General features: G+C 51.5%; 19 protein-coding genes and 2 tRNA genes. 13 read left to right on the forward strand and 8 right to left on the reverse strand.

Features of this window, described 5'->3' with window-relative positions:
- Positions 1–76 precede the first annotated feature (76 nt).
- From ACPUC7_RS00865 to xthA, 5 genes are all read left to right on the forward strand, one after another.
- Positions 77–532, forward strand: a complete 456-nt coding sequence (locus tag ACPUC7_RS00865; RefSeq protein WP_494921415.1) for a YchJ family protein — start codon at positions 77–79, stop codon at positions 530–532.
- A gap of 57 nt (positions 533–589) precedes the next feature.
- On the forward strand, positions 590–1,438 hold the full coding sequence (gene purU / locus ACPUC7_RS00870) for a formyltetrahydrofolate deformylase (RefSeq protein WP_343552729.1): 849 nt from the start codon (positions 590–592) through the stop codon (positions 1,436–1,438).
- 144 nt (positions 1,439–1,582) lie between these two features.
- Positions 1,583–1,667 (forward strand) — tRNA-Tyr (locus tag ACPUC7_RS00875).
- A gap of 42 nt (positions 1,668–1,709) precedes the next feature.
- A tRNA-Tyr gene (locus tag ACPUC7_RS00880) sits at positions 1,710–1,794 on the forward strand.
- A 125-nt stretch (positions 1,795–1,919) separates the two neighbouring features.
- Positions 1,920–2,726 (forward strand): exodeoxyribonuclease III, encoded by an 807-nt coding sequence (gene xthA / locus ACPUC7_RS00885; RefSeq protein ID WP_494921416.1) that lies wholly within the window; start codon positions 1,920–1,922, stop codon positions 2,724–2,726.
- A gap of 33 nt (positions 2,727–2,759) precedes the next feature.
- Here xthA and ACPUC7_RS00890 read toward each other — a convergent pair whose 3' ends face one another.
- From ACPUC7_RS00890 to ACPUC7_RS00905, 4 genes are all read right to left on the reverse strand, one after another.
- The gene (locus ACPUC7_RS00890; protein ID WP_343552727.1) at positions 2,760–3,056 is read right to left on the reverse strand and encodes a YnjH family protein; all 297 of its coding nucleotides are present in this window, start codon (positions 3,054–3,056) and stop codon (positions 2,760–2,762) included.
- Positions 3,056–4,978, reverse strand: a complete 1,923-nt coding sequence (locus ACPUC7_RS00895; RefSeq protein WP_494921417.1) for a DNA topoisomerase III — start codon at positions 4,976–4,978, stop codon at positions 3,056–3,058. The genes ACPUC7_RS00890 and ACPUC7_RS00895 overlap by 1 nt, the downstream gene beginning before the upstream one ends.
- Before the next feature lie 21 nt (positions 4,979–4,999).
- The gene (gene selD / locus ACPUC7_RS00900; RefSeq protein WP_494921418.1) at positions 5,000–6,043 is read right to left on the reverse strand and encodes a selenide, water dikinase SelD; all 1,044 of its coding nucleotides are present in this window, start codon (positions 6,041–6,043) and stop codon (positions 5,000–5,002) included.
- A gap of 153 nt (positions 6,044–6,196) precedes the next feature.
- Positions 6,197–6,748 (reverse strand): NAD(P)H nitroreductase, encoded by a 552-nt coding sequence (locus tag ACPUC7_RS00905; RefSeq protein WP_494921419.1) that lies wholly within the window; start codon positions 6,746–6,748, stop codon positions 6,197–6,199.
- Positions 6,749–6,918: 170 nt separating this feature from the next.
- On the opposite strand from ACPUC7_RS00905, the gene sppA reads away from it, so the two are divergent.
- From sppA to pncA, 3 genes are all read left to right on the forward strand, one after another.
- Complete coding sequence (gene sppA, locus ACPUC7_RS00910) at positions 6,919–8,778, forward strand: signal peptide peptidase SppA (protein WP_494921420.1); 1,860 nt, start codon at positions 6,919–6,921, stop codon at positions 8,776–8,778.
- Positions 8,779–8,863: 85 nt separating this feature from the next.
- The gene (gene ansA, locus ACPUC7_RS00915; RefSeq protein WP_494921421.1) at positions 8,864–9,877 is read left to right on the forward strand and encodes an asparaginase; all 1,014 of its coding nucleotides are present in this window, start codon (positions 8,864–8,866) and stop codon (positions 9,875–9,877) included.
- A 15-nt stretch (positions 9,878–9,892) separates the two neighbouring features.
- Positions 9,893–10,501, forward strand: coding sequence for a bifunctional nicotinamidase/pyrazinamidase (gene pncA, locus ACPUC7_RS00920; RefSeq protein ID WP_494921422.1), 609 nt, complete (start codon positions 9,893–9,895; stop codon positions 10,499–10,501).
- Positions 10,502–10,534: 33 nt separating this feature from the next.
- On the opposite strand, the gene ACPUC7_RS00925 is transcribed toward pncA, so the two are convergent.
- Entirely contained in the window at positions 10,535–10,816 is a 282-nt protein-coding gene (locus tag ACPUC7_RS00925; RefSeq protein WP_343552720.1) for a YeaC family protein, read from the reverse strand.
- A 2-nt stretch (positions 10,817–10,818) separates the two neighbouring features.
- Complete coding sequence (gene msrB / locus ACPUC7_RS00930; RefSeq protein WP_494921423.1) at positions 10,819–11,229, reverse strand: peptide-methionine (R)-S-oxide reductase MsrB; 411 nt, start codon at positions 11,227–11,229, stop codon at positions 10,819–10,821.
- A 338-nt stretch (positions 11,230–11,567) separates the two neighbouring features.
- On the opposite strand from msrB, the gene gapA reads away from it, so the two are divergent.
- Together gapA and ACPUC7_RS00940 are read left to right on the forward strand one after the other, a co-directional pair.
- Positions 11,568–12,566 carry a glyceraldehyde-3-phosphate dehydrogenase gene (gene gapA / locus ACPUC7_RS00935; RefSeq protein ID WP_343552718.1) on the forward strand — a complete coding sequence of 333 codons (999 nt, stop codon included), beginning with the start codon at positions 11,568–11,570 and terminating at the stop codon, positions 12,564–12,566.
- Positions 12,567–12,640: 74 nt separating this feature from the next.
- Entirely contained in the window at positions 12,641–13,516 is an 876-nt protein-coding gene (locus ACPUC7_RS00940) for a D-hexose-6-phosphate mutarotase (RefSeq protein WP_494921424.1), read from the forward strand.
- Between the two features lie 24 nt (positions 13,517–13,540).
- On the opposite strand, the gene ACPUC7_RS00945 is transcribed toward ACPUC7_RS00940, so the two are convergent.
- Entirely contained in the window at positions 13,541–14,392 is an 852-nt protein-coding gene (locus ACPUC7_RS00945; RefSeq protein WP_494921425.1) for an aldo/keto reductase, read from the reverse strand.
- An 81-nt stretch (positions 14,393–14,473) separates the two neighbouring features.
- Positions 14,474–15,223 (reverse strand): MipA/OmpV family protein, encoded by a 750-nt coding sequence (locus ACPUC7_RS00950; protein WP_494921426.1) that lies wholly within the window; start codon positions 15,221–15,223, stop codon positions 14,474–14,476.
- 407 nt (positions 15,224–15,630) lie between these two features.
- Here ACPUC7_RS00950 and yeaG point away from each other — a divergent pair, with 407 nt between their 5' ends.
- From yeaG to ACPUC7_RS00965, 3 genes are all read left to right on the forward strand, one after another.
- Positions 15,631–17,565: a protein kinase YeaG gene (yeaG, locus tag ACPUC7_RS00955; RefSeq protein ID WP_343552714.1), complete on the forward strand. Its 1,935-nt coding sequence runs from the start codon at positions 15,631–15,633 to the stop codon at positions 17,563–17,565.
- Positions 17,566–17,655: 90 nt separating this feature from the next.
- The gene (locus tag ACPUC7_RS00960) at positions 17,656–18,933 is read left to right on the forward strand and encodes a YeaH/YhbH family protein (protein ID WP_494921427.1); all 1,278 of its coding nucleotides are present in this window, start codon (positions 17,656–17,658) and stop codon (positions 18,931–18,933) included.
- A gap of 232 nt (positions 18,934–19,165) precedes the next feature.
- A complete protein-coding gene (locus tag ACPUC7_RS00965; RefSeq protein WP_343552712.1) occupies positions 19,166–20,893 on the forward strand; it encodes a potassium/proton antiporter in 1,728 nt (575 codons plus the stop codon).
- Positions 20,894–20,953 lie beyond the last annotated feature (60 nt).

Below are 20,953 nucleotides of genomic sequence, written 5' to 3' on the forward strand. Positions count from 1 at the left end.
GTACATAGCATCACGCCTGACAGTCGGCTAACATAGCGCACGCTTTAATTTACTTTAATCACTTCCAGGAGATGACGTGTCTGAAAAGTGCCCTTGCTGCAGCGGAAAGGAGTATAGCCTATGTTGCCAACCCTACCTGGATGGCCAGGCGATCCCCGCCAGCGCTGAACAATTAATGCGTTCACGCTATAGCGCTTATGTCATGAAGAATGCGGCGTGGTTGGCTGAAACCTGGCACCCCAGTAAACGCGTGGCCAATCTTGAAACGTTATTATCCGAAAGTTTTTCCGGCACTGAATGGCTTGGCCTGAATGTAACTCGTTGTAATCATGGAAGCCATGAGAATGAAGCGTTTGTAACGTTTTTTGCGCGATACCTCGAAAAAGGCCAGACTTCAGCGATCTATGAATGTTCGCGCTTTCTTCGCGAGGATCAACGCTGGTACTATGTTGACGGAACAACGCCTGAGTTGGGACGTAACGATCGCTGTCCTTGTGGCTCCGATAAAAAATACAAAAAATGTTGTGGCTAATCTGGACAGATGCACAACGGCTTTACCATTCATCGCTTTGACAGGACTCTGATCGAGATGCAAGCGCAAACCATCCAACGAAAAGTATTACGTACCATTTGCCCTGATGCGAAAGGCCTCATCGCTAAAATCACCAATATTTGCTACAAGCACGAACTCAACATTGTGCAAAACAATGAGTTTGTTGATCACCGTACTGGGCGCTTTTTCATGCGTACCGAGTTAGAGGGTATTTTTAACGACAATACCTTGCTCGCTGATTTAGATGGTGCATTGCCAGCCGGTTCCGTACGTGAGTTGCAGAGCGCAGGCCGTCGCCGTGTAGTGATTCTGGTGACTAAAGAGGCGCATTGCCTGGGCGACTTGCTGATGAAAAGCGCGTTTGGTGGTCTCGATATGGAGATTGCAGCGGTGATTGGTAACCATGAAACGTTGCGATCGCTGGTAGAGCGTTTTGATATTCCGTTTGTGTTGGTGAGCCATGAAGGCCACACGCGTGAAGAGCATGACAACCGTATGGCGGATGAAATTGACCGCTATCAGCCTGATTACGTTGTTCTGGCGAAATACATGCGCGTGCTGACGCCGGCATTTGTGCAGCGTTACCCAAATCAGATCATCAACATCCACCACTCTTTCTTACCCGCCTTTATCGGTGCGCGCCCGTATCATCAAGCTTATGAACGCGGCGTAAAAATCATCGGTGCGACCGCGCACTACGTGAATGACAACCTCGATGAAGGCCCAATCATCATGCAGGACGTTATCAACGTCGATCACAGTTACACCGCTGAAGAGATGATGCGTGCAGGACGTGACGTAGAGAAAAACGTTTTGAGCCGCGCATTATACAAAGTGTTAGGCCAGCGCGTGTTCGTTTACGGCAACCGCACGATTATTCTTTAATCACTTCGGCGCTGAATTGCACAACTCTTCAGCGCCACGCCTAAAAAGTGGGCGAACGATTTTTATTTTACCTGACAGCGCTTTACAGGCCAGGCGCATTTGGTATGATGCGCCCCGCTTTAAGACGCAATGATTCAGGCCAGTGGTGGGATTCCCGAGCGGCCAAAGGGAGCAGACTGTAAATCTGCCGTCACAGACTTCGAAGGTTCGAATCCTTCTCCCACCACCATCTGAATCGTCTGTTTTTAAAGTCACATTGCAAAATATCCCCGGTGGGATTCCCGAGCGGCCAAAGGGAGCAGACTGTAAATCTGCCGTCACAGACTTCGAAGGTTCGAATCCTTCTCCCACCACCATCCTCGCGATGTTCCTGTTTATTCCACTCGCTTTAATCGTTGTTTCCTCCCGATTCACACCATGACTTTTACAGCAAAACTCGTTACCATCCTGCCAACCTTTTGCGGATAAAAATGGCAGCGAAATGAAATTTGTCTCTTTCAACATCAATGGTTTGCGTGCGCGCCCACACCAACTTGAAGCGCTGGTTGAACAGCATCAACCGGATGTTATTGGCTTGCAAGAAACCAAAGTACATGACGACATGTTCCCGCTCGAAGATGTCAGCAAGCTGGGTTATCACGTGTTTTATCATGGACAAAAAGGTCATTACGGCGTTGCACTGTTGACCAAAGCTGAACCCATTAAAGTGAGCCGAGGTTTTCCGGGCGATGACGAGGATTCTCAACGCCGCTTGATCATGGCGGAAATTCCCAGCCCGATTGGCGCTATCACGGTAATCAATGGCTATTTCCCGCAAGGAGAAAGCCGCGACCATCCCACCAAGTTCCCGGCTAAAGAAAAGTTCTATCGCGATTTGCAGGACTATCTTGAGCAACAACTCGCTGTCGATAAGCCAGTGTTGATCATGGGTGACATGAACATCAGCAGCACTGATTTCGACATCGGCATTGGTGAAGATAATCGCAAGCGCTGGCTGCGCACCGGCAAATGTTCGTTCCTGCCTGAAGAGCGTGAATGGATGGACCGCCTATTGCAGTGGGGATTGGTAGATACGTGGCGTGCTAAATATCCTGAGACTAACGATCGTTTCTCTTGGTTTGATTACCGCTCGAAAGGTTTTGATGATAACCGCGGTCTGCGCATCGATCTGTTGCTGGCCAGTCAGCCTTTGGCCTCGCGCTGTATTGATAGTGGCATCGACTACGACATTCGTAGCATGGAGAAACCGTCAGATCACGCGCCGGTTTGGTCAACTTTCCAGTTTTAATGAAGCTGCGTGGCGTGTTAACGCCACGCATTTTTATTTGATGATTTTCCAGATCAGCGGATTCGTTCCTAACACTTTGTCATCACGCCCACACTGCAACAGCACACCTTCAGCCTTAACCACTGCGCCTTCTGAGTAGCTGCGATTTTCATAAGTGCAGCACTGCATGCAATTGCTTTGTTGATTGTTTTGTCCTTGCGTCCACACTTCAGGTGGCATATCCACCACCACGTCTGTATTGCCACCGCGATTGTTTTCCGGTTGGCGATTTGCCAGCGCGGAAGTACTGCACAACAGCAGTATGCTTAACAACATCATGGTATTACGCATCACTCTGTCTCCTTGGTTTTGCGTCGAGCCGATTTCGGTTTTGCTTTCTTTTTAGAGGCTGGCGCAGCTAAGCCGCGAAACGCATGCAACGATGGGCGCTGCCGCGCTTCACCAATCAGACCAATTAAGGTGCTGACTAACGGTTGCATAAACTCATCATAACGGCAGGATTTTTCGCTAATGCGCGTTAGCGTTGATTCCCAATGCGCCGTCATATCGGGGCGCGCCGCCATTTCCGGCAGCGCATGGATCAGCGCCCTGCCCGCCTCTGTTGAGTGAATATAGCGACCTTTCTTCACCAGGAATGTACGACGGAACAATAATTCAATAATGCCTGCTCGCGTCGCCTCCGTACCTAATCCATCGGTTGCACGCAGAACTTTCTTTAATTCTTTATCCTGCACGAAGCGCGCAATGCCAGTCATGGCAGAAAGTAATGTGGCATCGGTAAATGGACGCGGCGGCTGCGTTTGCTTAGCCAACACTTCGCCGCGCTCACACAGCAGCTCATCCCCTTTGCTCACCACCGGCAGCGGCGTGCCGTCATTATCTTCATCGCGCTCTTTACTGCCGAGTAATGCGCGCCAGCCCGCTTCCGCAAGAAAACGTGCCTTGGCGATGAATTTGCCCCCGCCGATTTCAAGATCGATGACACATTTGCGGAATATCGCATCCGGGCAGAATTGCATCAGATATTGCCGCGCGATCAGTTCATAGATCTTAGCCTCATTATCGCTAAGGCTGACCTTGCTGGCGCGCGCCGTGGGAATAATCGCGTGGTGCGCGTCAACTTTTTTGTCGTCCCAGCAGCGGTTTTTTTGATCGGGATTGAAATCATCGGGCGGCGTCAGATTCGGTTGATGTGCCTGAATCGCGTTTAAAACCGCATGCCGACCCGCAAAATGCTCATCGGGCAGATAACGGCTATCCGAGCGCGGATAGGTGATCAGTTTATGGGTTTCGTACAGCCGCTGACAGCAATCCAGCACGTTCTGCGCGCTGAGCCCAAAGCGTTTACCGGCTTCAATTTGCAGTGCAGAGAGTGAAAACGGCAGTGGCGCCGTATCGGACTCACGCTTGTCGTTATAACCGGTAACCAACGCCGGTTTGCCATTGATACGCTCAAGCACATGATCGGCCAGCGGACGATGCAGTAAGCGACCTTCTTCATCCTGCCACGGCTCGCACGCATCGCTTGGTAACCAGCTGGCGACAAAGCGCTCCTCTTTTGGCGTGACAATATGTGCTTTGACTTCAAAATAGTCTTTAGGAATGAAGTTCTCGATCTCTTCATCACGCCGTACGACTAAGCCAAGTACCGGCGTTTGCACACGCCCAACCGACAGCACGCCATCGTAGCCGGCGTTGCGTCCTAGCAAGGTAAAGGCGCGCGTCATATTAATACCGTACAGCCAATCGGCGCGCGCGCGCGCCAGCGCGGAAACGCACAACGGGATGAACTCACGGTTTTCACGCAAACGTCCGACTGCGCGCTCGACAGCGGAGGGATTGAGATCGTTAATCAGGCAGCGCTGAACGGTTTTTCTTTTCTCTGGCGCCAGTTGTAGATAATCGAGGACTTCATCCACCAGCAATTGGCCTTCACGATCGGGGTCGCCCGCGTGTACCACCATGCTGGCTTGTTGCAGCAATCCTTCGATGACTTTCAATTGCTTGGCGACGGAAGGACGCGGCTGCAAACGCCACTTTTCAGGAATAATTGGCAAATCGGCCAGATTCCAGCGCGCATAGCGGCTGTCGTAACTGTCAGGCTGCGCCTGTTCAAGTAAGTGCCCAACACACCAGGTCACAACCTGGTCATTGCCGCAGGCGATATAACCGTCACCACGTCGGTGCGGTTTCGGTAACACATCAGCAATCGCACGCGCTAAGCTGGGTTTTTCGGCAATAAACAAACGCATGGATGGCGTCGTTCCTTAACGTCAGGTGACTACAGTAATCAGGGGAAGATCGGATTCGGCGTTAAATAATTCGCCAATTGCTGTGGCTTGTACGCCGGCTTGCATCGCGCAACGTTGAAATTCTTCTATCGCACCGGGTTGAACCGCAACCAACAGGCCACCGGACGTTTGCGGATCGCACAACAGTGCGCGAGTGGCATCATCCAACGGCGAAATATGTTCACCATAACTGGCAAAATTACGGCTGGTGCCGCCCGGCACCGCGCCTGCCGCGATATAGTCGTCCACACCTGCGAGGCGCGGCACCTGAGCGGCAATCACTTCAGCACGCAATCCTGAACCGAGGCAGATTTCACTCAAATGTCCGAGCAAACCGAAACCGGTTACATCGGTCATGGCGCTTACACCGTTCAGTTTGGCAAATTCTGCGCCCGCCTGGTTCAGTTGGCACATCACATCTGCCGCCAGCGACTGATGTTCTTGCCGCAATAGCCCTTTTTTCTCCGCCGTGGTGAGAATGCCAATGCCCAGCGGTTTGGTGAGAAAAAGTTGGCACCCAGCCTGAGCGGCGCTGTTTTTCTTCACGCGCGCCACATCCACAATGCCAGTGACTGCCAGGCCAAAAATGGGTTCTGGAGCATCAATCGAATGACCGCCAGCCAGCGCGATGCCTGCGGCCTGACAAGCTGCGCGGCCACCTTCAACCACTTGCTGCGCCACTTCCGGGCTCAGCACATTCACCGGCCAACCTAAGATCGCGATCGCCATGATCGGTTTCCCGCCCATGGCATAAATATCACTGATGGCATTGGTCGCGGCGATGCGGCCAAAGGTAAAAGGATCATCAACGATCGGCATGAAGAAATCTGTCGTGCTGACTACCGCGGTGCCGTTGCCGAGATCATAGACTGCGGCATCGTCACGCGTTTCATTGCCCACCAGCAGTTGCGGATCGTGAAACGGCGTTAATTCGCTACGCAGAATGGTTTCCAACACCTGCGGCGAAATTTTGCAGCCGCAACCAGCACCGTGGCTGTATTGCGTCAAACGAAGAGGTTCATTCATGGCGACTTCCTTATGCGCTGATCAGAAGGCGCTATGTTAGCCTGGCTGACAGTTGGTGGTAAGTGTTGCACGACCTAACCTCGATCTTTCGCACAGGCTATGTGCAATCTCTGCAACGACGCATAACCTGCCGCAAAAGCTCACCGCTGTCTGTCAGAAATAACTGACAAACTCAGCAGTGTCCGGTGCAACCACGGTGGTATTGGCTTTCAATTGCGGTGTGCCGAGATAAAGGAAGCCGACAATCGCATCCTGCTCACGACAGCCAAAAGCATCTCGAACTAACGCATGATCGGTCCACGGGCCGCTTCGCCAGATGCCATTGAATCCTTGCGCCACGGCGGCCATCTGCATCGCCATCACTGCGCAACCGGCTGAAACCAGTTGTTCCCAATGCGGCACTTTGGCGTTTTCTTCGCAATGCGCGACGACGGTGATGATCATCGGCGCGCGAAATGGCGCGGATGTGGCTTTGTCGATGGCTTTTTCATCAAGTTGGCTTTCACGCGCGGCTTGCTCAAGTAACTGGCTGAAACGTTCGCGTCCTTCATTCTCAACAATCACGAAACGCCACGGCTGCATCGTGCCGTGATCCGGCGCGCGCATGCCAGCATGCAATATATTTTGCAGAGCTTCAGCTGCGGGCGCCGGATCGGCCAAACGTGAAGCTGAACGACGATTAACCAATAAGTCCAATGCATCCATTATTCTTCTCCCATGAATAAAAAAGCGTGGGCTAATCCTGGCACAGCGGGATCTTTTGTAACAGTCTGGCGCGATTTCCTGCTGACATTTCGCACGCCGCTCTTTAGGATGAACCCGACATCGGGGCAGACCACGTGCTGGCTGCCCTGCTACGTGAATATGGAGAGTTTATGCGCACATTGTGGCGAATTATTTCCGGTCTGTTCCGCTGGAGCTGGCGGGTACTGAATTTTATTCGGGAATTTATTCTTAATTTATTTCTTATTGTCTTGATCCTCGCAGGCGTTGGGATTTGGCTGCAAGTGTCCAGTTCCAACAGCAGTGAGCCGGTGCAGCAAGGTGCCTTGAAAATCGATCTCAGCGGCGTGTTGGTTGATAAACCTTCAGTTAGCAATCGTCTCAGCCGCATCAGTCGTCAGCTATTGGGCTCAAGCAGCGATCGTTTACAGGAAAATTCATTATTTGATGTAGTTGATGCGATTCGTCAGGCAAAAACTGACAAAAACATCACCGGCATTGTACTGCAATTGCGTGATTTTGCTGGCGGCGATCAGCCTTCACTGCAATATGTCGGCAAAGCACTGCGTGAATTCCGCGATGCGGGCAAACCGATTTACGCGATTGGCGACAGCTACAGCCAAGCGCAGTACTACATCGCCAGCTATGCCAACAAGGTCTACCTGTCGCCACAAGGCACTGTCGACCTACACGGCTTCGCCACCAACGGCCTTTACTACAAATCCCTGCTGGATAAGCTCAAAGTCAACTCGCACGTCTTCCGTGTTGGTACTTATAAATCCGCGGTTGAGCCGTTCCTGCGTGATGATATGTCGCCAGAAGCACGCGATGCCGATAGTCGTTGGGTTGGACAGCTTTGGCAGAACTACCTGAGCACGGTTGCAGCCAATCGTCAGATCACCGCCGATCAACTGTTCCCTGGCGCGGCTGGTGTGATCAGCGGATTGCAGGCCGTTGACGGCGATACCGCCAAATACGCGCTGAATAATAAATTGGTGGATGTGCTGGATACCCGCGCCGCAGCCGATCAGGAATTGGTGAAAACCTTTGGCTGGGATAAAGCGAATAACGATTATCGTAACGTCAGCATTTACGATTACACCGTTAAGCAGCCGCCGCAAAGTCAGGACGGTAACATCGCGGTGATCCTCGCCAGCGGTGCGATTATGGATGGTGAAGAGAGCGCCGGAAATGTCGGCGGCGATACCACTGCCGCGCAGATTCGTGATGCGCGCCTCGATCCTAAAATCAAAGCCATTGTACTGCGCGTGAACAGCCCAGGCGGCAGCGTGACAGCTTCGGAAGCGATTCGCGAGGAACTGGCGGCGGCGCATGATGCGGGCAAACCGGTGGTGGTTTCCATGGGCGGAATGACAGCATCCGGCGGTTACTGGATTTCAACGCCAGCCGACTACATTGTTGCCGCTCCAAGCACCTTGACCGGTTCCATCGGTATCTTTGGCGTGATTAACACGGTCGAAAATAGCCTGAGCAGCATTGGTGTGCACACCGATGGCGTCGCCACCTCGCCATTGGCGGATGTGGCGACCACCAAAGCTTTACCAACTGAAGTGCAACAATTAATGCAGATGACCATCGAAAATGGCTATCGCAACTTTGTTGGCTTGGTTGCAGCCTCGCGCCATAAAACGCCTGAGCAAATCAATGCCATCGCGCAAGGTCACGTTTGGACCGGCAGCGATGCGAAAGCCAACGGTTTGGTCGATGCGTTGGGTGACTTTGACGATGCGGTGGCGAAAGCCGCAGAATTGGCGAAAGTCGATAAGCCGCAACTGAGTTGGTATCAAGATGATCCAGGCGTGATTGATTTGTTGCTGAACCAGATGAACGCATCAGCGCAAGCGGTATTGCCCGCAGCACTGAAAGTTTGGTTGCCAGCGCCAATGTTGGATGTCATGAGCGCAGTTAAACAGCAACCTGGACTGCTCAATAACCTTAACGATCCGCAAAACCGCTACGCTTTCTGCCTCAACTGCGGCAACGTACGCTAATCTTTACAGCCCGGCCGCTGGTCGGGCTGCTTTTCGTTCGCAATCCACTTATACTGCGCGTTTTAAGGCAAGTCTGAGTTTCTCCATGCAAAAGAAAAATATCTATGTAGCCTACACAGGCGGCACCATCGGGATGCAGCGCTCGTCGCAGGGCTACATTCCGGTTTCTGGTCATTTACAGCAGCAGCTGGCGAACATGCCAGAATTCCATCGGCCTGAAATGCCCGCTTTTACTATTCACGAATATCAGCCGCTAATGGATTCTTCGGATATGACGCCGCAGGATTGGCAATCGATTGCGAATGATATCCAGCAGAACTATCACCTGTACGACGGCTTTGTCATTCTGCACGGCACCGACACCATGGCGTTCACCGCGTCAGCGCTGTCATTCATGCTGGAAAATCTTGCCAAACCGGTGATTGTCACCGGCTCACAAATTCCATTGGCGGAATTGCGCTCCGATGGCCAACAGAATCTGTTGAACTCGCTGTATGTCGCGGCGAATTATCCGATTAACGAAGTGGCACTGTTCTTTAACAACACGCTATTCCGCGGCAACCGCACCACCAAAGCGCATGCCGATGGCTTCAATGCTTTCGCTTCGCCGAACTTGTCTCCACTGCTGGAAGCCGGCATTCATATTCGTCGCCTGAATACGCCGCCTGCACCGCAAGGCCAAGGTGAACTGATTGTGCATCCAATTACCCCGCAGCCGATTGGTGTGGTGACCATTTATCCAGGCATTTCCGCCGACGTGGTACGCAACTTCCTGCGTCAACCGGTGAAAGCCCTGATTCTGCGTTCATATGGTGTGGGTAACGCGCCGCAAAATGCTGAATTTCTGGCCGAACTACACGACGCCAGCGAGCGCGGCATCGTGGTAGTGAATCTGACGCAATGCATGTCAGGCAAAGTGAATATGGGTGGCTACGCCACCGGTAATGCGCTGGAACACGCTGGCGTGGTCAGCGGTTTTGACCTGACGGTTGAGGCGACGTTAACAAAACTCCACTTTTTGTTGAGCCAGAACCTCACCAGCGCCGAAATTCGTGCCAAAATGCAGCAGAATTTACGCGGCGAACTGACTGAAGATTGATACGGAGCGAAAGTAATGAAGCGGGCATTGATAATTATCGATATTCAGAACGATTTTTGCCCCGGCGGCCCAATGGCGGTGCGTGATGGTGACCAAACGGTCGCGGTAGCAAATCGTTATGCGCGTGCGTTCCGCGACCGGGGTGAATGTGTGGTGGCCTTGCAAGATTGGCATCCCGCCAACCACGGCAGCTTTGCTTCAATCTCTGGCGAACCGGTGTATACGCTGGGCGAGCTCAACGGCTTGGCGCAAATCTGGTGGCCTGATCATGGCATTGAAAACTCTTTGGGCGCGGATTTCCATCCCGACCTCGATCGCAGCTTGATTGACGCCGTGTTCCACAAGGGCGGCGATGCAGAGGTTGATAGCTACAGCGCGTTCTTTGACAACGGTCATCGCCGTAAGACTGAACTCGATAGCTGGCTGCGTGAGCGCGGCATCAGCGATTTAGTGATGTTAGGGATTGCCACCGATTACTGCGTTAAATACAGCGTACTGGATGCGCTGGAATTGGGTTACAACGTTGAGGTAGTTAAAGAAGGCTGCCGCGGCGTGAATCTCAATCCCGATGACAGTGAAACGGCGTTCAAGCAGATGGCTGCGCAAGGTGCGGTATTAATCTGAAAAAAGGCTGGTGAGAACCAGCCTTTTTACTGCTCAATGCAAGTTAATCCGCGTGACATCCGGCTCGATACCGAACTCTTCTTTGAGTTGTTTCTTCGATTTAGTCACCATATCGCCACCTTTGCCGATGGACATATGTTGCGGATCGTCGTTGTGACGCGCTTGCCACAGCATCACCAGTTGCAGGCAATTGTCCTTTTGCTCTTGCGTTAGCGCGACGCCATCTGGCCATTTTCCGATTTCAACCGCCGTCGCTAACCGCTCGTACACTTCTGGCGTCATCGCTGCTAGCATCGCTTCCAATTCTTGTTTCATGCTCAACCCTCTTGCTGGTTGCCCTGCTCGTCAGTGAAATTCAACGAGGCTGAGTTCACGCAATAACGTTCACCGCTGGGCTGCGGGCCATCCGGGAACACATGCCCCAAATGCGCATCACAATTACCGCAACGAATTTCAACACGATGCATGCCATGCGAATCATCTTCCAGATAGCGAATCGCTTCGTCATTGAAAGGTTGATAGAAGCTTGGCCAGCCGCAGCCGGAATCGTATTTGGTTTCGGAGAGGAACAGCGGAGAATTGCAAACCAGGCAGTGATAAATCCCATCCTGCTTGTTATGCAGTAAAGCGCCAGAAAACGGAGGTTCCGTTCCACGATGCTGAGTTACATAGCGCTGCATTTCGGAAAGCTGCGCAATTTTTGCCTCGGGTGCGGTGTCTTTAGCCATTTTGAGTTCCGGAGTGTCATTCTGAAAAAATCGACTAGTATTCTAACAAACGATCAACATTTATCGGGTCTTTTTTCGTGCTAACGCTTTCGGCTGATCATCCACAGCGCGATTTTGTGACGTTGATCACCCTTTGCAAATCTCATCCCTTTTTAGCCCGCATTCGGCGTAACATAGGCGCGCAATAAGGGTGCTGCGCAAGCGGTTGCGCAACGAATTATTCCTGGTGTTGGAATTGACCTGTCGCAACAATTGACACGATTCCGCTTGACGCCTGGTAAGGTTTTTGTAATTTTACAGCCAACCTTTTATTCACTAACAAATAGCTGGTGGAATATATGACTATCAAAGTAGGTATCAACGGTTTTGGCCGTATCGGTCGCATCGTTTTCCGTGCTGCACAGCAGCGTTCTGACATCGAAATCGTCGCGATCAACGATCTGCTCGACGCCGATTACATGGCTTACATGCTGAAGTATGACTCTACTCACGGTCGCTTTGACGGCACTGTAGAAGTTAAAGACGGTGCACTGATTGTTAACGGTAAGAAAATCCGTGTTACCGCTGAGAAAGACCCGGCTAACCTGAAGTGGGACGAAGTGGGTGTTGACGTTGTTGCTGAAGCAACCGGTATCTTCCTGACCGACGAAACTGCACGTAAACACATCACCGCTGGCGCGAAGAAAGTGGTTCTGACTGGTCCATCTAAAGATGCGACCCCAATGTTTGTTCGTGGTGCAAACTTCGACAAATATGAAGGCCAGGACATCGTTTCTAACGCGTCTTGCACCACTAACTGCTTGGCACCGCTGGCTAAAGTTATCAACGACAACTTCGGTATCGTTGAAGGCCTGATGACCACCGTTCACGCAACTACCGCTACGCAGAAAACTGTTGATGGCCCGTCTCACAAAGACTGGCGCGGCGGTCGTGGCGCAGCTCAGAACATCATCCCATCTTCTACCGGCGCAGCGAAAGCTGTAGGCGTGGTTCTGCCAGAGCTGAACGGTAAACTGACTGGTATGGCGTTCCGCGTGCCAACTCCAAACGTTTCTGTTGTTGACCTGACTGTACGTCTGGAAAAACCAGCCACTTACAAAGAAATTTGTGCAGTGATCAAAGCTGAGTCAGAAGGCAAAATGAAAGGCGTTCTGGGTTACATCGAAGACGACGTGGTTTCTACCGATTTCAATGGCGAAACCCTGACTTCAGTATTCGATGCTAAAGCCGGTATCGCCCTGAACGACAACTTTGTGAAACTGGTTTCCTGGTACGATAACGAAACAGGTTACTCACACAAGGTTCTGGACCTGATTGCACTGGTTGCTTCTAAGTAAGCTAACCTGTGAACAGACAAGGGGTGACTTCGGTCGCCCCTTTTTTTTCGACTGGATGATGAGAAGGTCTGACAATGCAAGATACGCTCTATACTCTGCCGGTAGTAAACCAAATCACCCCGTATTTGTCACAGCGCCAATTGGGCGATTTACCGATTGTGGTGATCAGCCATCCTAAGGTGCGCGCGGCGATTGCGCTGCAAGGCGCACATTTGCTGTCCTGGCAACCCAGCGGACAGCAGCCAGTTATCTGGCTCAGTGAGAAAACGCCATTTACTTCAGGTAAAGCGATTCGTGGCGGCGTGCCGATTTGCTGGCCGTGGTTTGGCCCTGCTGGCGAGCCTGCTCATGGTTTTGCTCGCAATTTGCCATGGACGTTATCCGCGCATGATGAAAATGAAGATGCGGTAATGCTGACTTTCACGTTAGAAAGCAACGCACAAACTAAGAAGCTCTGGCCACACGATTTCACCCTGCTCGCCCGTTTCCGCATCGCCGAGCATTGTGAGATTGAATTAGAAGCTTATGGTGATTATGAAGCTACCGCCGCATTGCACACCTACTTCCAGATCGCGGATATCGCGCAAGTTGAAGTGAGCGGATTGGGTAATAGCTACATCGATAAGGTCAATAATAACGAAATTGGTACGTCTTCTGACGGCAAGCAAATTTACCCGAACCGTGTCGATCGTGTGCATACCGCAGCGGATGATTGCAGCGTGATTCATGATAAAGCGGGGAAACGTCAAATCGAGGTTTACCACCATTATCAAAGTGACGTTGTCACGTGGAACCCAGGTCCAGAATTATCATGCAGCATGGCGGATATGGCCAACGAAGGTTACAAAACCATGGTTTGCGTGGAAACCGCGCGTATTAGCAAGCCGCTGAAAAGTGCCGGCGAATCCCCAGCACGTTTGGGAACCACACTACGCGTCGTCAATAAGTGATATTACAGCGACGCTGCGGCGTCGCTAAACCACATCCAGCGCCGTTTTGTGCTGCGCTGCAGGAAATGCACGATCAATGATGGCGAGTTCATGATCTGCGAGTTGGATGTTCAATGCCGCGGCATTTTGTTGTACATGCGCGATGCTGCTTGCTTTCGGAATAGCCAACACACCTTGTTGTCGAATCGCCCAAGCCAGCATTAACTGCGCCACGTTAATGCCCTTCTGTTGTGCAATCTGCTGCAAATTTGCGTCTTTAAAAAGCGACTGACGCAGGCGTCCAGCTTGCGCTAACGGGCAATACGCCATGATTGGTGTTGCGCGTTGCTGGCATTCAGGCAGCAGATCATATTCAATCCCGCGCGAAGCCAAATGGTAAAGCACTTGATTGGCTAAACACGCGTTACCACCCGGTTCATTCCACAATTCCAGCATATCGTCGCGATCAAAATTGGATACGCCCCAATAGCGGATTTTGCCTTGCTGCTGCAAAGACTCCATGGCGCGAATCGTCTCTTCCAACGGCACATTACCGCGCCAGTGCAACAAATAGAGATCGAGATAATCGGTTTGCAGACGACGTAAACTGCGTTCACACGCTTCAACTGCGTCAATTTCACCGGCGTTCCACGGATAAACTTTCGACACTAGCCAGGCTTGATCGCGGCGTCCGCGTAGCGCTTCACCAACGATCTGTTCAGCGCCACCTTCAGCGTACATTTCGGCCGTATCAATCACTTTTAATCCAAGATCCAATCCCGCCTGTAATGCCGTCACTTCCTGATTACGCAGAGCAGCATTTTCGCCCATGTACCAGGTGCCCTGACCGATTGCCGGTAATGCGTCTTCACCATGAAATGTAATGGTCTTCATCACTCCTCCTTCCGCTTCATTATGGGGCGCGCTATTGGTGCAATGTAATAAAAACGCCTCATTGCGAGGCGTTGAATTTCATTATTAGAAGGTGTAACTGACACCGGTCCATAATGTGAACTGGCCGCTTTTGTCGACCATCGGACTGTCTTTGATCTCGCTGGCGAACTGAGTGTAACGACCCGAAAGGCTGGCATTCCAGCTATCACTGATTTGGTAACTGGCGTTCATCTCAACATACGGTGACCAGCTATCATCAGGATGATACTCGGCTATGCCGGTACGCGCGCTTTCATGGGAAGAAACGCCGTAGTAATAGCGGTTTTGATTGGCGCTGTTCCACAATGCGCCGATGCCTGGCGTTAAGCTGAAGGCACCGAAATCAAAGCGATACAAATAAGTGATGTCCCACAACATGCCGTTGCTGTTATTCAATACGTCACCGAGCAGCGCAGTGCGCACAATGCCCCAATCAGCAACATGGCGGTAGTTGGCGCCGGCCATCAGCGTCATACGGCGCTTATCCAACCCTTTCATGTCGCCCAAATCATTGTCTTTAGGATCGTACTGCTGTGGCGATCCCAGTACCGTCAGCGACAGCTGATTCTGCGGATCTTTCCACAGGTAATAGCCGCCCTGTAGGCTGCGGAACCAGAAGTTTTCGCCTTCATAATTAATGACAGGAACCGGAATGTAACGGTCCTGTCCACCACGATAAGGTGACTCTGCATAAATGACCGATGCACCGAGAGATAAGGGTTCTGCATGAGTGCCGAACGCCGCAAAATAACAAGGAATAGCCAGAGCAAGCGCTTTAAGTTTGAATTGGTTCACAATTTAATCAGTCCATTAATATAACAATCACACGCAGAGTCTAACCAAATTTTAGCCATCGGTTAACGTTTAATGATGCTGTTCTTACTGGCCGGCGGAATTATCTGAGGCGACGTAAAGGCCGCTATGCTTAGGTTTAATGCCTCCGTGCTTATGAGACTTTGTTATTGATATATCGCTAAATAAGGAGAAAAGTGGCTGCAGATTTTCTGAATGCCTTCTACAGTTAAATGTAAGACGAGACTTTTTGTACGAGCAGAGTAACCATAGGAATTGTGTATCCCGATAAAAAAACGTCAGGTTGGCATAAGGGTTGCTGTACTCAATAAAGAATATCTTCCGGGAGCTGCTAGACCTTTTTATTACGCTCCTTTACCTGTGCTAAAAACGAAAGGACGGGCATCGCTATGAACATATTCGATCACTATCGTCAGCGTTATGAAGCTGCCAAGGACGAAGAATTCTCACTACAGGAATTCCTCGCCATCTGTAAACAGGATCGCAGTGCATATGCCAACGCTGCCGAACGACTATTAATGGCTATCGGTGAGCCGGTGATGGTTGACACTGCGCAAGAGCCACGCCTTTCCCGCATCTTTTCCAACCGCGTCATGGGACGCTATCCTGCCTTCGAAGAGTTTTACGGTATGGAAGAAGCGATTGAGCAAATCGTTTCCTACCTGAAACACGCCGCGCAGGGTCTGGAAGAGAAGAAACAGATTCTTTATTTACTGGGTCCTGTCGGTGGCGGTAAATCCTCGCTGGCCGAACGGCTGAAAGCGTTGATGCAGCGCGTGCCGATCTATGTGTTGAGCGCTGACGGCGAACGCAGCCCGGTAAACGATCATCCTCTCTGCCTGTTCAACCCGCAGGAAGACGCCAATATTCTCGAAAAAGAGTATGGCGTGCCGCGGCGTTATCTTGGCACCATCATGTCGCCGTGGGCGGCAAAACGCCTGCATGAATTTGGCGGCGACATCACTCGCTTTAAAGTGGTGAAAGTCTGGCCATCAATCCTGGAACAGGTGGCGATTGCCAAAACCGAACCGGGCGATGAGAACAACCAGGATATCTCCGCGCTGGTAGGTAAAGTGGACATCCGTAAACTGGAAAATCACGCGCAGAACGATCCTGATGCGTACGGTTATTCCGGTGCTTTGTGCCGTGCCAACCAAGGTGTGATGGAATTCGTTGAGATGTTTAAAGCACCGATCAAAGTGCTGCATCCATTGCTGACCGCTACGCAGGAAGGTAACTATAACGGTACTGAAGGGATCTCCGCCCTGCCGTTCAACGGCATTATTCTGGCGCACTCGAATGAATCAGAATGGGTGACTTTCCGTAACAACAAGAACAATGAGGCGTTCCTTGACCGTGTTTACATCGTCAAAGTGCCGTATTGCTTACGCGTTTCGGAAGAAATCAAGATCTACAACAAATTGCTGGATCACAGTGAATTGACCACAGCGCCTTGCGCGCCGGGTACATTGGAAACGCTGGCACGCTTCTCCATCCTGTCGCGTTTGAAAGAGCCAGAAAACTCCAGCATCTACTCCAAAATGCGCGTCTATGATGGCGAGAGCTTGAAGGATACCGATCCGAAGGCGAAATCCTGGCAGGAATATCACGACTATGCTGGCGTGGATGAAGGGATGAACGGCCTTTCAACTCGCTTCGCCTTTAAGATCTTGTCACGCGTGTTCAACTTCGACCATGCCGAAGTGGCAGCTAACCCAGTACATCTATTCTACGTGTTGGAGCAGCAGATCGAGCGCGAACAATTCCCGCAAGATTTGGCCGAGAAGTATCTGGAGCACTTGAAAGGTTATCTGATTCCGAAATATGCGGAGTTCATCGGCAAAGAGATTCAAACCGCTTACCTGGAGTCCTACTCCGAATACGGCCAGAACATCTTTGATCGCTATGTAACTTACGCTGATTTCTGGATTCAGGATCAGGAGTATCGAGATCCGGATACTGGTCAGTTGTTTGACCGTGAATCACTGAATGCCGAGTTGGAGAAAATCGAGAAACCGGCCGGGATCAGTAACCCGAAAGATTTCCGTAACGAGATCGTCAACTTTGTGCTGCGTGCACGCGCGCAAAATAGCGGTCGTAATCCGAACTGGACCAGTTACGAAAAACTGCGCACGGTTATTGAGAAGAAAATGTTCTCAAACACCGAAGAGTTGCTGCCGGTGATTTCGTTCAATACCAAGACTTCAACGGACGAGCAGAAAAAACACGATGATTTTGTCGATCGCATGATGGAAAAAGGCTATACCCGCAAGCAAGTTCGTTTGCTGTGCGAATGGTATCTTCGCGTGCGTAAATCGTCATAATCGACGCCTGTAAGCGACGCAGCGTTTCGGCGCTGCAACAGGAGGCCGGGGTTCCCGGCCTAAGCTTGCAATGCAGTTTGGGGGATATTTATGGCCTATTTTATCGATCGGCGTCTGAACGGTAAGAATAAAAGCGCCGTCAACCGGCAGCGCTTTCTGCGCCGTTATAAGGCGCAAATTAAGCAATCGATCTCCGAGGCCATCAATAAGCGTTCGGTGACCGATGTCGAGAGCGGCGAATCGGTCTCGATTCCAATTGACGATATTAACGAGCCAAGTTTCCATCAGGGCCGTGGCGGCAGTCGCCATCGCGTTCATCCCGGAAACGATCACTTTGTGCAAAACGACCGCATTGAGCGACCGCAAGGTGGCGGCGGTGGTGGAGGCAGCGGCCAGGGCAACGCCAGTCAAGATGGCGAAGGCCAGGATGAATTCGTCTTCAATATTTCAAAAGATGAATATCTCGATTTACTGTTCGAGGATTTAGCGCTGCCGAATCTGCGCAAGAATCAGCATCGTCAGTTGAATGAGTATAAAACGCACCGTGCCGGTTTCACTTCAAATGGTGTGCCTGCCAATATCAGCGTGGTGCGCTCATTGCAAAACTCGCTGGCACGCCGCACGGCGATGACAGCGGGCAAACGTCGCATGTTGCATGAACTCGAAGCCACCTTAACTGAGGTGGAGAACAGCGAACCGGCACAATTGCTGGAAGAGGAGCGTTTGCGCAAAGAGATTGCTGAACTGCGTGCGCGCATCGAACGTGTGCCATTTATCGACACATTCGATTTACGCTACAAAAACTTTGAAAAACGTCCAGAGCCGTCCAGCCAGGCGGTGATGTTCTGTTTAATGGACGTGTCGGGTTCGATGGACCAGGCGACCAAAGATATGGCCAAGCGTTTTTATATCTTGCTGTACCTGTTCCTGAGCCGCACCTACAAGAACGTCGATGTGGTCTATATTCGCCACCATACGCAGGCGAAAGAGGTGGATGAACAAGAGTTCTTCTACTCGCAGGAAACCGGCGGCACCATCGTTTCCAGTGCGCTCAAGTTAATGGATGAAGTGGTTAAAGAGCGCTATGACCCAGCGCAATGGAATATTTACGCGGCGCAAGCCTCGGATGGCGACAACTGGGCTGATGATTCACCGTTATGCCACGAGATTTTAGCCAAACATATCTTGCCGGTTGTGCGTTATTACAGCTACATCGAAATCACGCGCCGCGCGCACCAGACCTTGTGGCGCGAGTATGAACACCTGCAGGCAATGTTTGATAACTTCGCGATCCAACACATTCGCGAGCCAGAAGACATCTATCCGGTATTTAGGGAGCTTTTCCACAAACAAGCTGCCGAAGCCTAAGTTGTAAAGCCGGTCAATGACCGGCTTTTTCTTTTCCGCACCGCCACTGATTCCCCCGCAAAAACCTGTTGTTTTTTCATACAAAATTAACCTTATATGGGATGCTGCCCCATAGAATGAAAAAATGTGCAATTAAGCGCTGACAAGTTATTGATAAGGCATTATCTTTCCATCTTGTCTGTGTGAATTCCCCGCAGTTTGTCTTTTTAGTCCCCGCCGCAGGAGAACGCCGTTGAATACCAGCATGATTTACAGTGTGTTTATTATTGGTTCAGTGCTGGTTGCAGCAAGTATTTTGCTCAGTTCCTTTTCATCACGTTTGGGCATTCCAATTCTGGTGATCTTTTTGGCCTTAGGCATGTTGGCCGGAATTGACGGCATTGGCGGTATCGCCTTCGACAATTATCCGGTTGCCTATCTGGTCTCTAACCTTGCCTTAGCCATTATTTTGCTGGATGGCGGCATGCGCACTAAAGCCACCTCGTTAAAGGTGGCACTTGGGCCAGCGCTATCGCTCGCCACCGTCGGGGTAATGATCACGGCAGGTTTGACCGGCGTGGCGGCGGCATGGTTGTTTAAGCTCGATCTGATGCAGGGTTTTCTGATTGGCGCGATTATCGGTTCAACCGATGCCGCCGCCGTGTTTTCGCTGTTAGGTGATAAGGGCCTCAACGAACGTGTGAGTTCAACGCTGGAAATTGAGTCAGGCAGCAATGATCCGATGGCGGTGTTTCTGACCATCACGCTGATCGACATGATTCAGCAAGGTCAATCCGGCCTGAGCTGGATGTTCGTGGTGCATCTGGTGCAGCAATTCGGTCTCGGCATCGTGCTGGGTCTCGGCGGCGGCTGGGCATTGCAGCAACTGATAAACCGTATCAATCTGGCGCAAGGTTTGTATCCGCTGCTGGCAGTGAGCGGTGGCATCATCGTGTTTGCGTTGACCACGGTGATGGAAGGCAGCGGCATTCTGGCGGTATATCTGTGTGGTTTCTTGCTGGGCAACAGTCCAATCCGTAACCGCCACGGCATTTTGCAAACCTTCGACGGCATGGCATGGCTCAGTCAGATCGGCATGTTTATCGTGCTGGGTCTGTTGGTCACACCATCTGATTTATGGCACATCGCGGTGCCAGCGATGATTCTTTCGTTGTGGCTGATTCTGGTGGCGCGCCCGCTTTCGATTTTGGTGGGTTTGCTGCCCTTCAAAGGCTTTACCGGCCGCGAACGCATTTTCATCAGTTGGGTAGGTTTACGCGGCGCGGTGCCGATTATTCTTGCCGTGTTCCCGATGATGGCCGGGCTGGAAAACGCCAAACTCTACTTCAACATCGCCTTCTTCGTGGTGCTGGTGTCATTAATGCTGCAAGGCACTTCGCTGGGCTATGCCGCCAAACGCGCCAAAGTGGTGGTACCGCCAACGGCATCGCCGATCAGTCGGGTTGGTCTAGATATTCATCCGGAGAATCCGTGGGAACAATTCATCTACCAGTTAGGTGCGGATAAATGGTGCGTCGGCGCGGCGCTACGTGATTTGCAGATGCCGCGTGAGACGCGCATCGCTGCCCTGTTCCGCGATAACGTGCTGATGCATCCCAACGGCAATACGCGCCTGAAAGAAGGTGATGTGCTGTGTGTCATTGGGCGTGAACGTGATTTACCGGCATTGGGCAAAATGTTCAGCCAATCACCACCTGTCGCGCTTGATCAGCGTTTCTTCGGTGACTTTATCCTTGATGCCGAAGCGCGCTTAAAAGATGTGGCGCAGATTTACGGCCTGGAATTAGATGAAAAAACCAACGATCAACAATCGCTGGGGCAATTAGTCATGAGCTTACTGGGCGGCACGCCGGTGGTCGGCGATCAGGTGGAATGGAACCAGTTAACCTGGACCGTAGCCGAAAAAGAGGACAACCAAATCGTCAAAGTCGGCGTGCGCGTGATGGAAGAGAAGGAATAATCCGAGTCTGAAACACTCGTAAACTGCGTGTCAGCGACTATGCTGAACTATTCAACCCAG

The sequence above is a fragment of the Pantoea sp. CFCC18179 genome, from assembly GCF_059412405.1.

Coding starts and splice junctions, on each gene's coding strand:
- purU (WP_343552729.1), top strand. CDS start 590: ATGCAAGCGCAAACCATCCAACGAAAAGTATTACGTACCATTTGCCCT.
- xthA (WP_494921416.1), top strand. CDS start 1,920: ATGAAATTTGTCTCTTTCAACATCAATGGTTTGCGTGCGCGCCCACAC.
- ACPUC7_RS00890 (WP_343552727.1), bottom strand. CDS start 3,056: ATGCGTAATACCATGATGTTGTTAAGCATACTGCTGTTGTGCAGTACT.
- ACPUC7_RS00895 (WP_494921417.1), bottom strand. CDS start 4,978: ATGCGTTTGTTTATTGCCGAAAAACCCAGCTTAGCGCGTGCGATTGCT.
- selD (WP_494921418.1), bottom strand. CDS start 6,043: ATGAATGAACCTCTTCGTTTGACGCAATACAGCCACGGTGCTGGTTGC.
- ACPUC7_RS00905 (WP_494921419.1), bottom strand. CDS start 6,748: ATGGATGCATTGGACTTATTGGTTAATCGTCGTTCAGCTTCACGTTTG.
- sppA (WP_494921420.1), top strand. CDS start 6,919: ATGCGCACATTGTGGCGAATTATTTCCGGTCTGTTCCGCTGGAGCTGG.
- ansA (WP_494921421.1), top strand. CDS start 8,864: ATGCAAAAGAAAAATATCTATGTAGCCTACACAGGCGGCACCATCGGG.
- pncA (WP_494921422.1), top strand. CDS start 9,893: ATGAAGCGGGCATTGATAATTATCGATATTCAGAACGATTTTTGCCCC.
- ACPUC7_RS00925 (WP_343552720.1), bottom strand. CDS start 10,816: ATGAAACAAGAATTGGAAGCGATGCTAGCAGCGATGACGCCAGAAGTG.
- msrB (WP_494921423.1), bottom strand. CDS start 11,229: ATGGCTAAAGACACCGCACCCGAGGCAAAAATTGCGCAGCTTTCCGAA.
- gapA (WP_343552718.1), top strand. CDS start 11,568: ATGACTATCAAAGTAGGTATCAACGGTTTTGGCCGTATCGGTCGCATC.
- ACPUC7_RS00940 (WP_494921424.1), top strand. CDS start 12,641: ATGCAAGATACGCTCTATACTCTGCCGGTAGTAAACCAAATCACCCCG.
- yeaG (WP_343552714.1), top strand. CDS start 15,631: ATGAACATATTCGATCACTATCGTCAGCGTTATGAAGCTGCCAAGGAC.
- ACPUC7_RS00960 (WP_494921427.1), top strand. CDS start 17,656: ATGGCCTATTTTATCGATCGGCGTCTGAACGGTAAGAATAAAAGCGCC.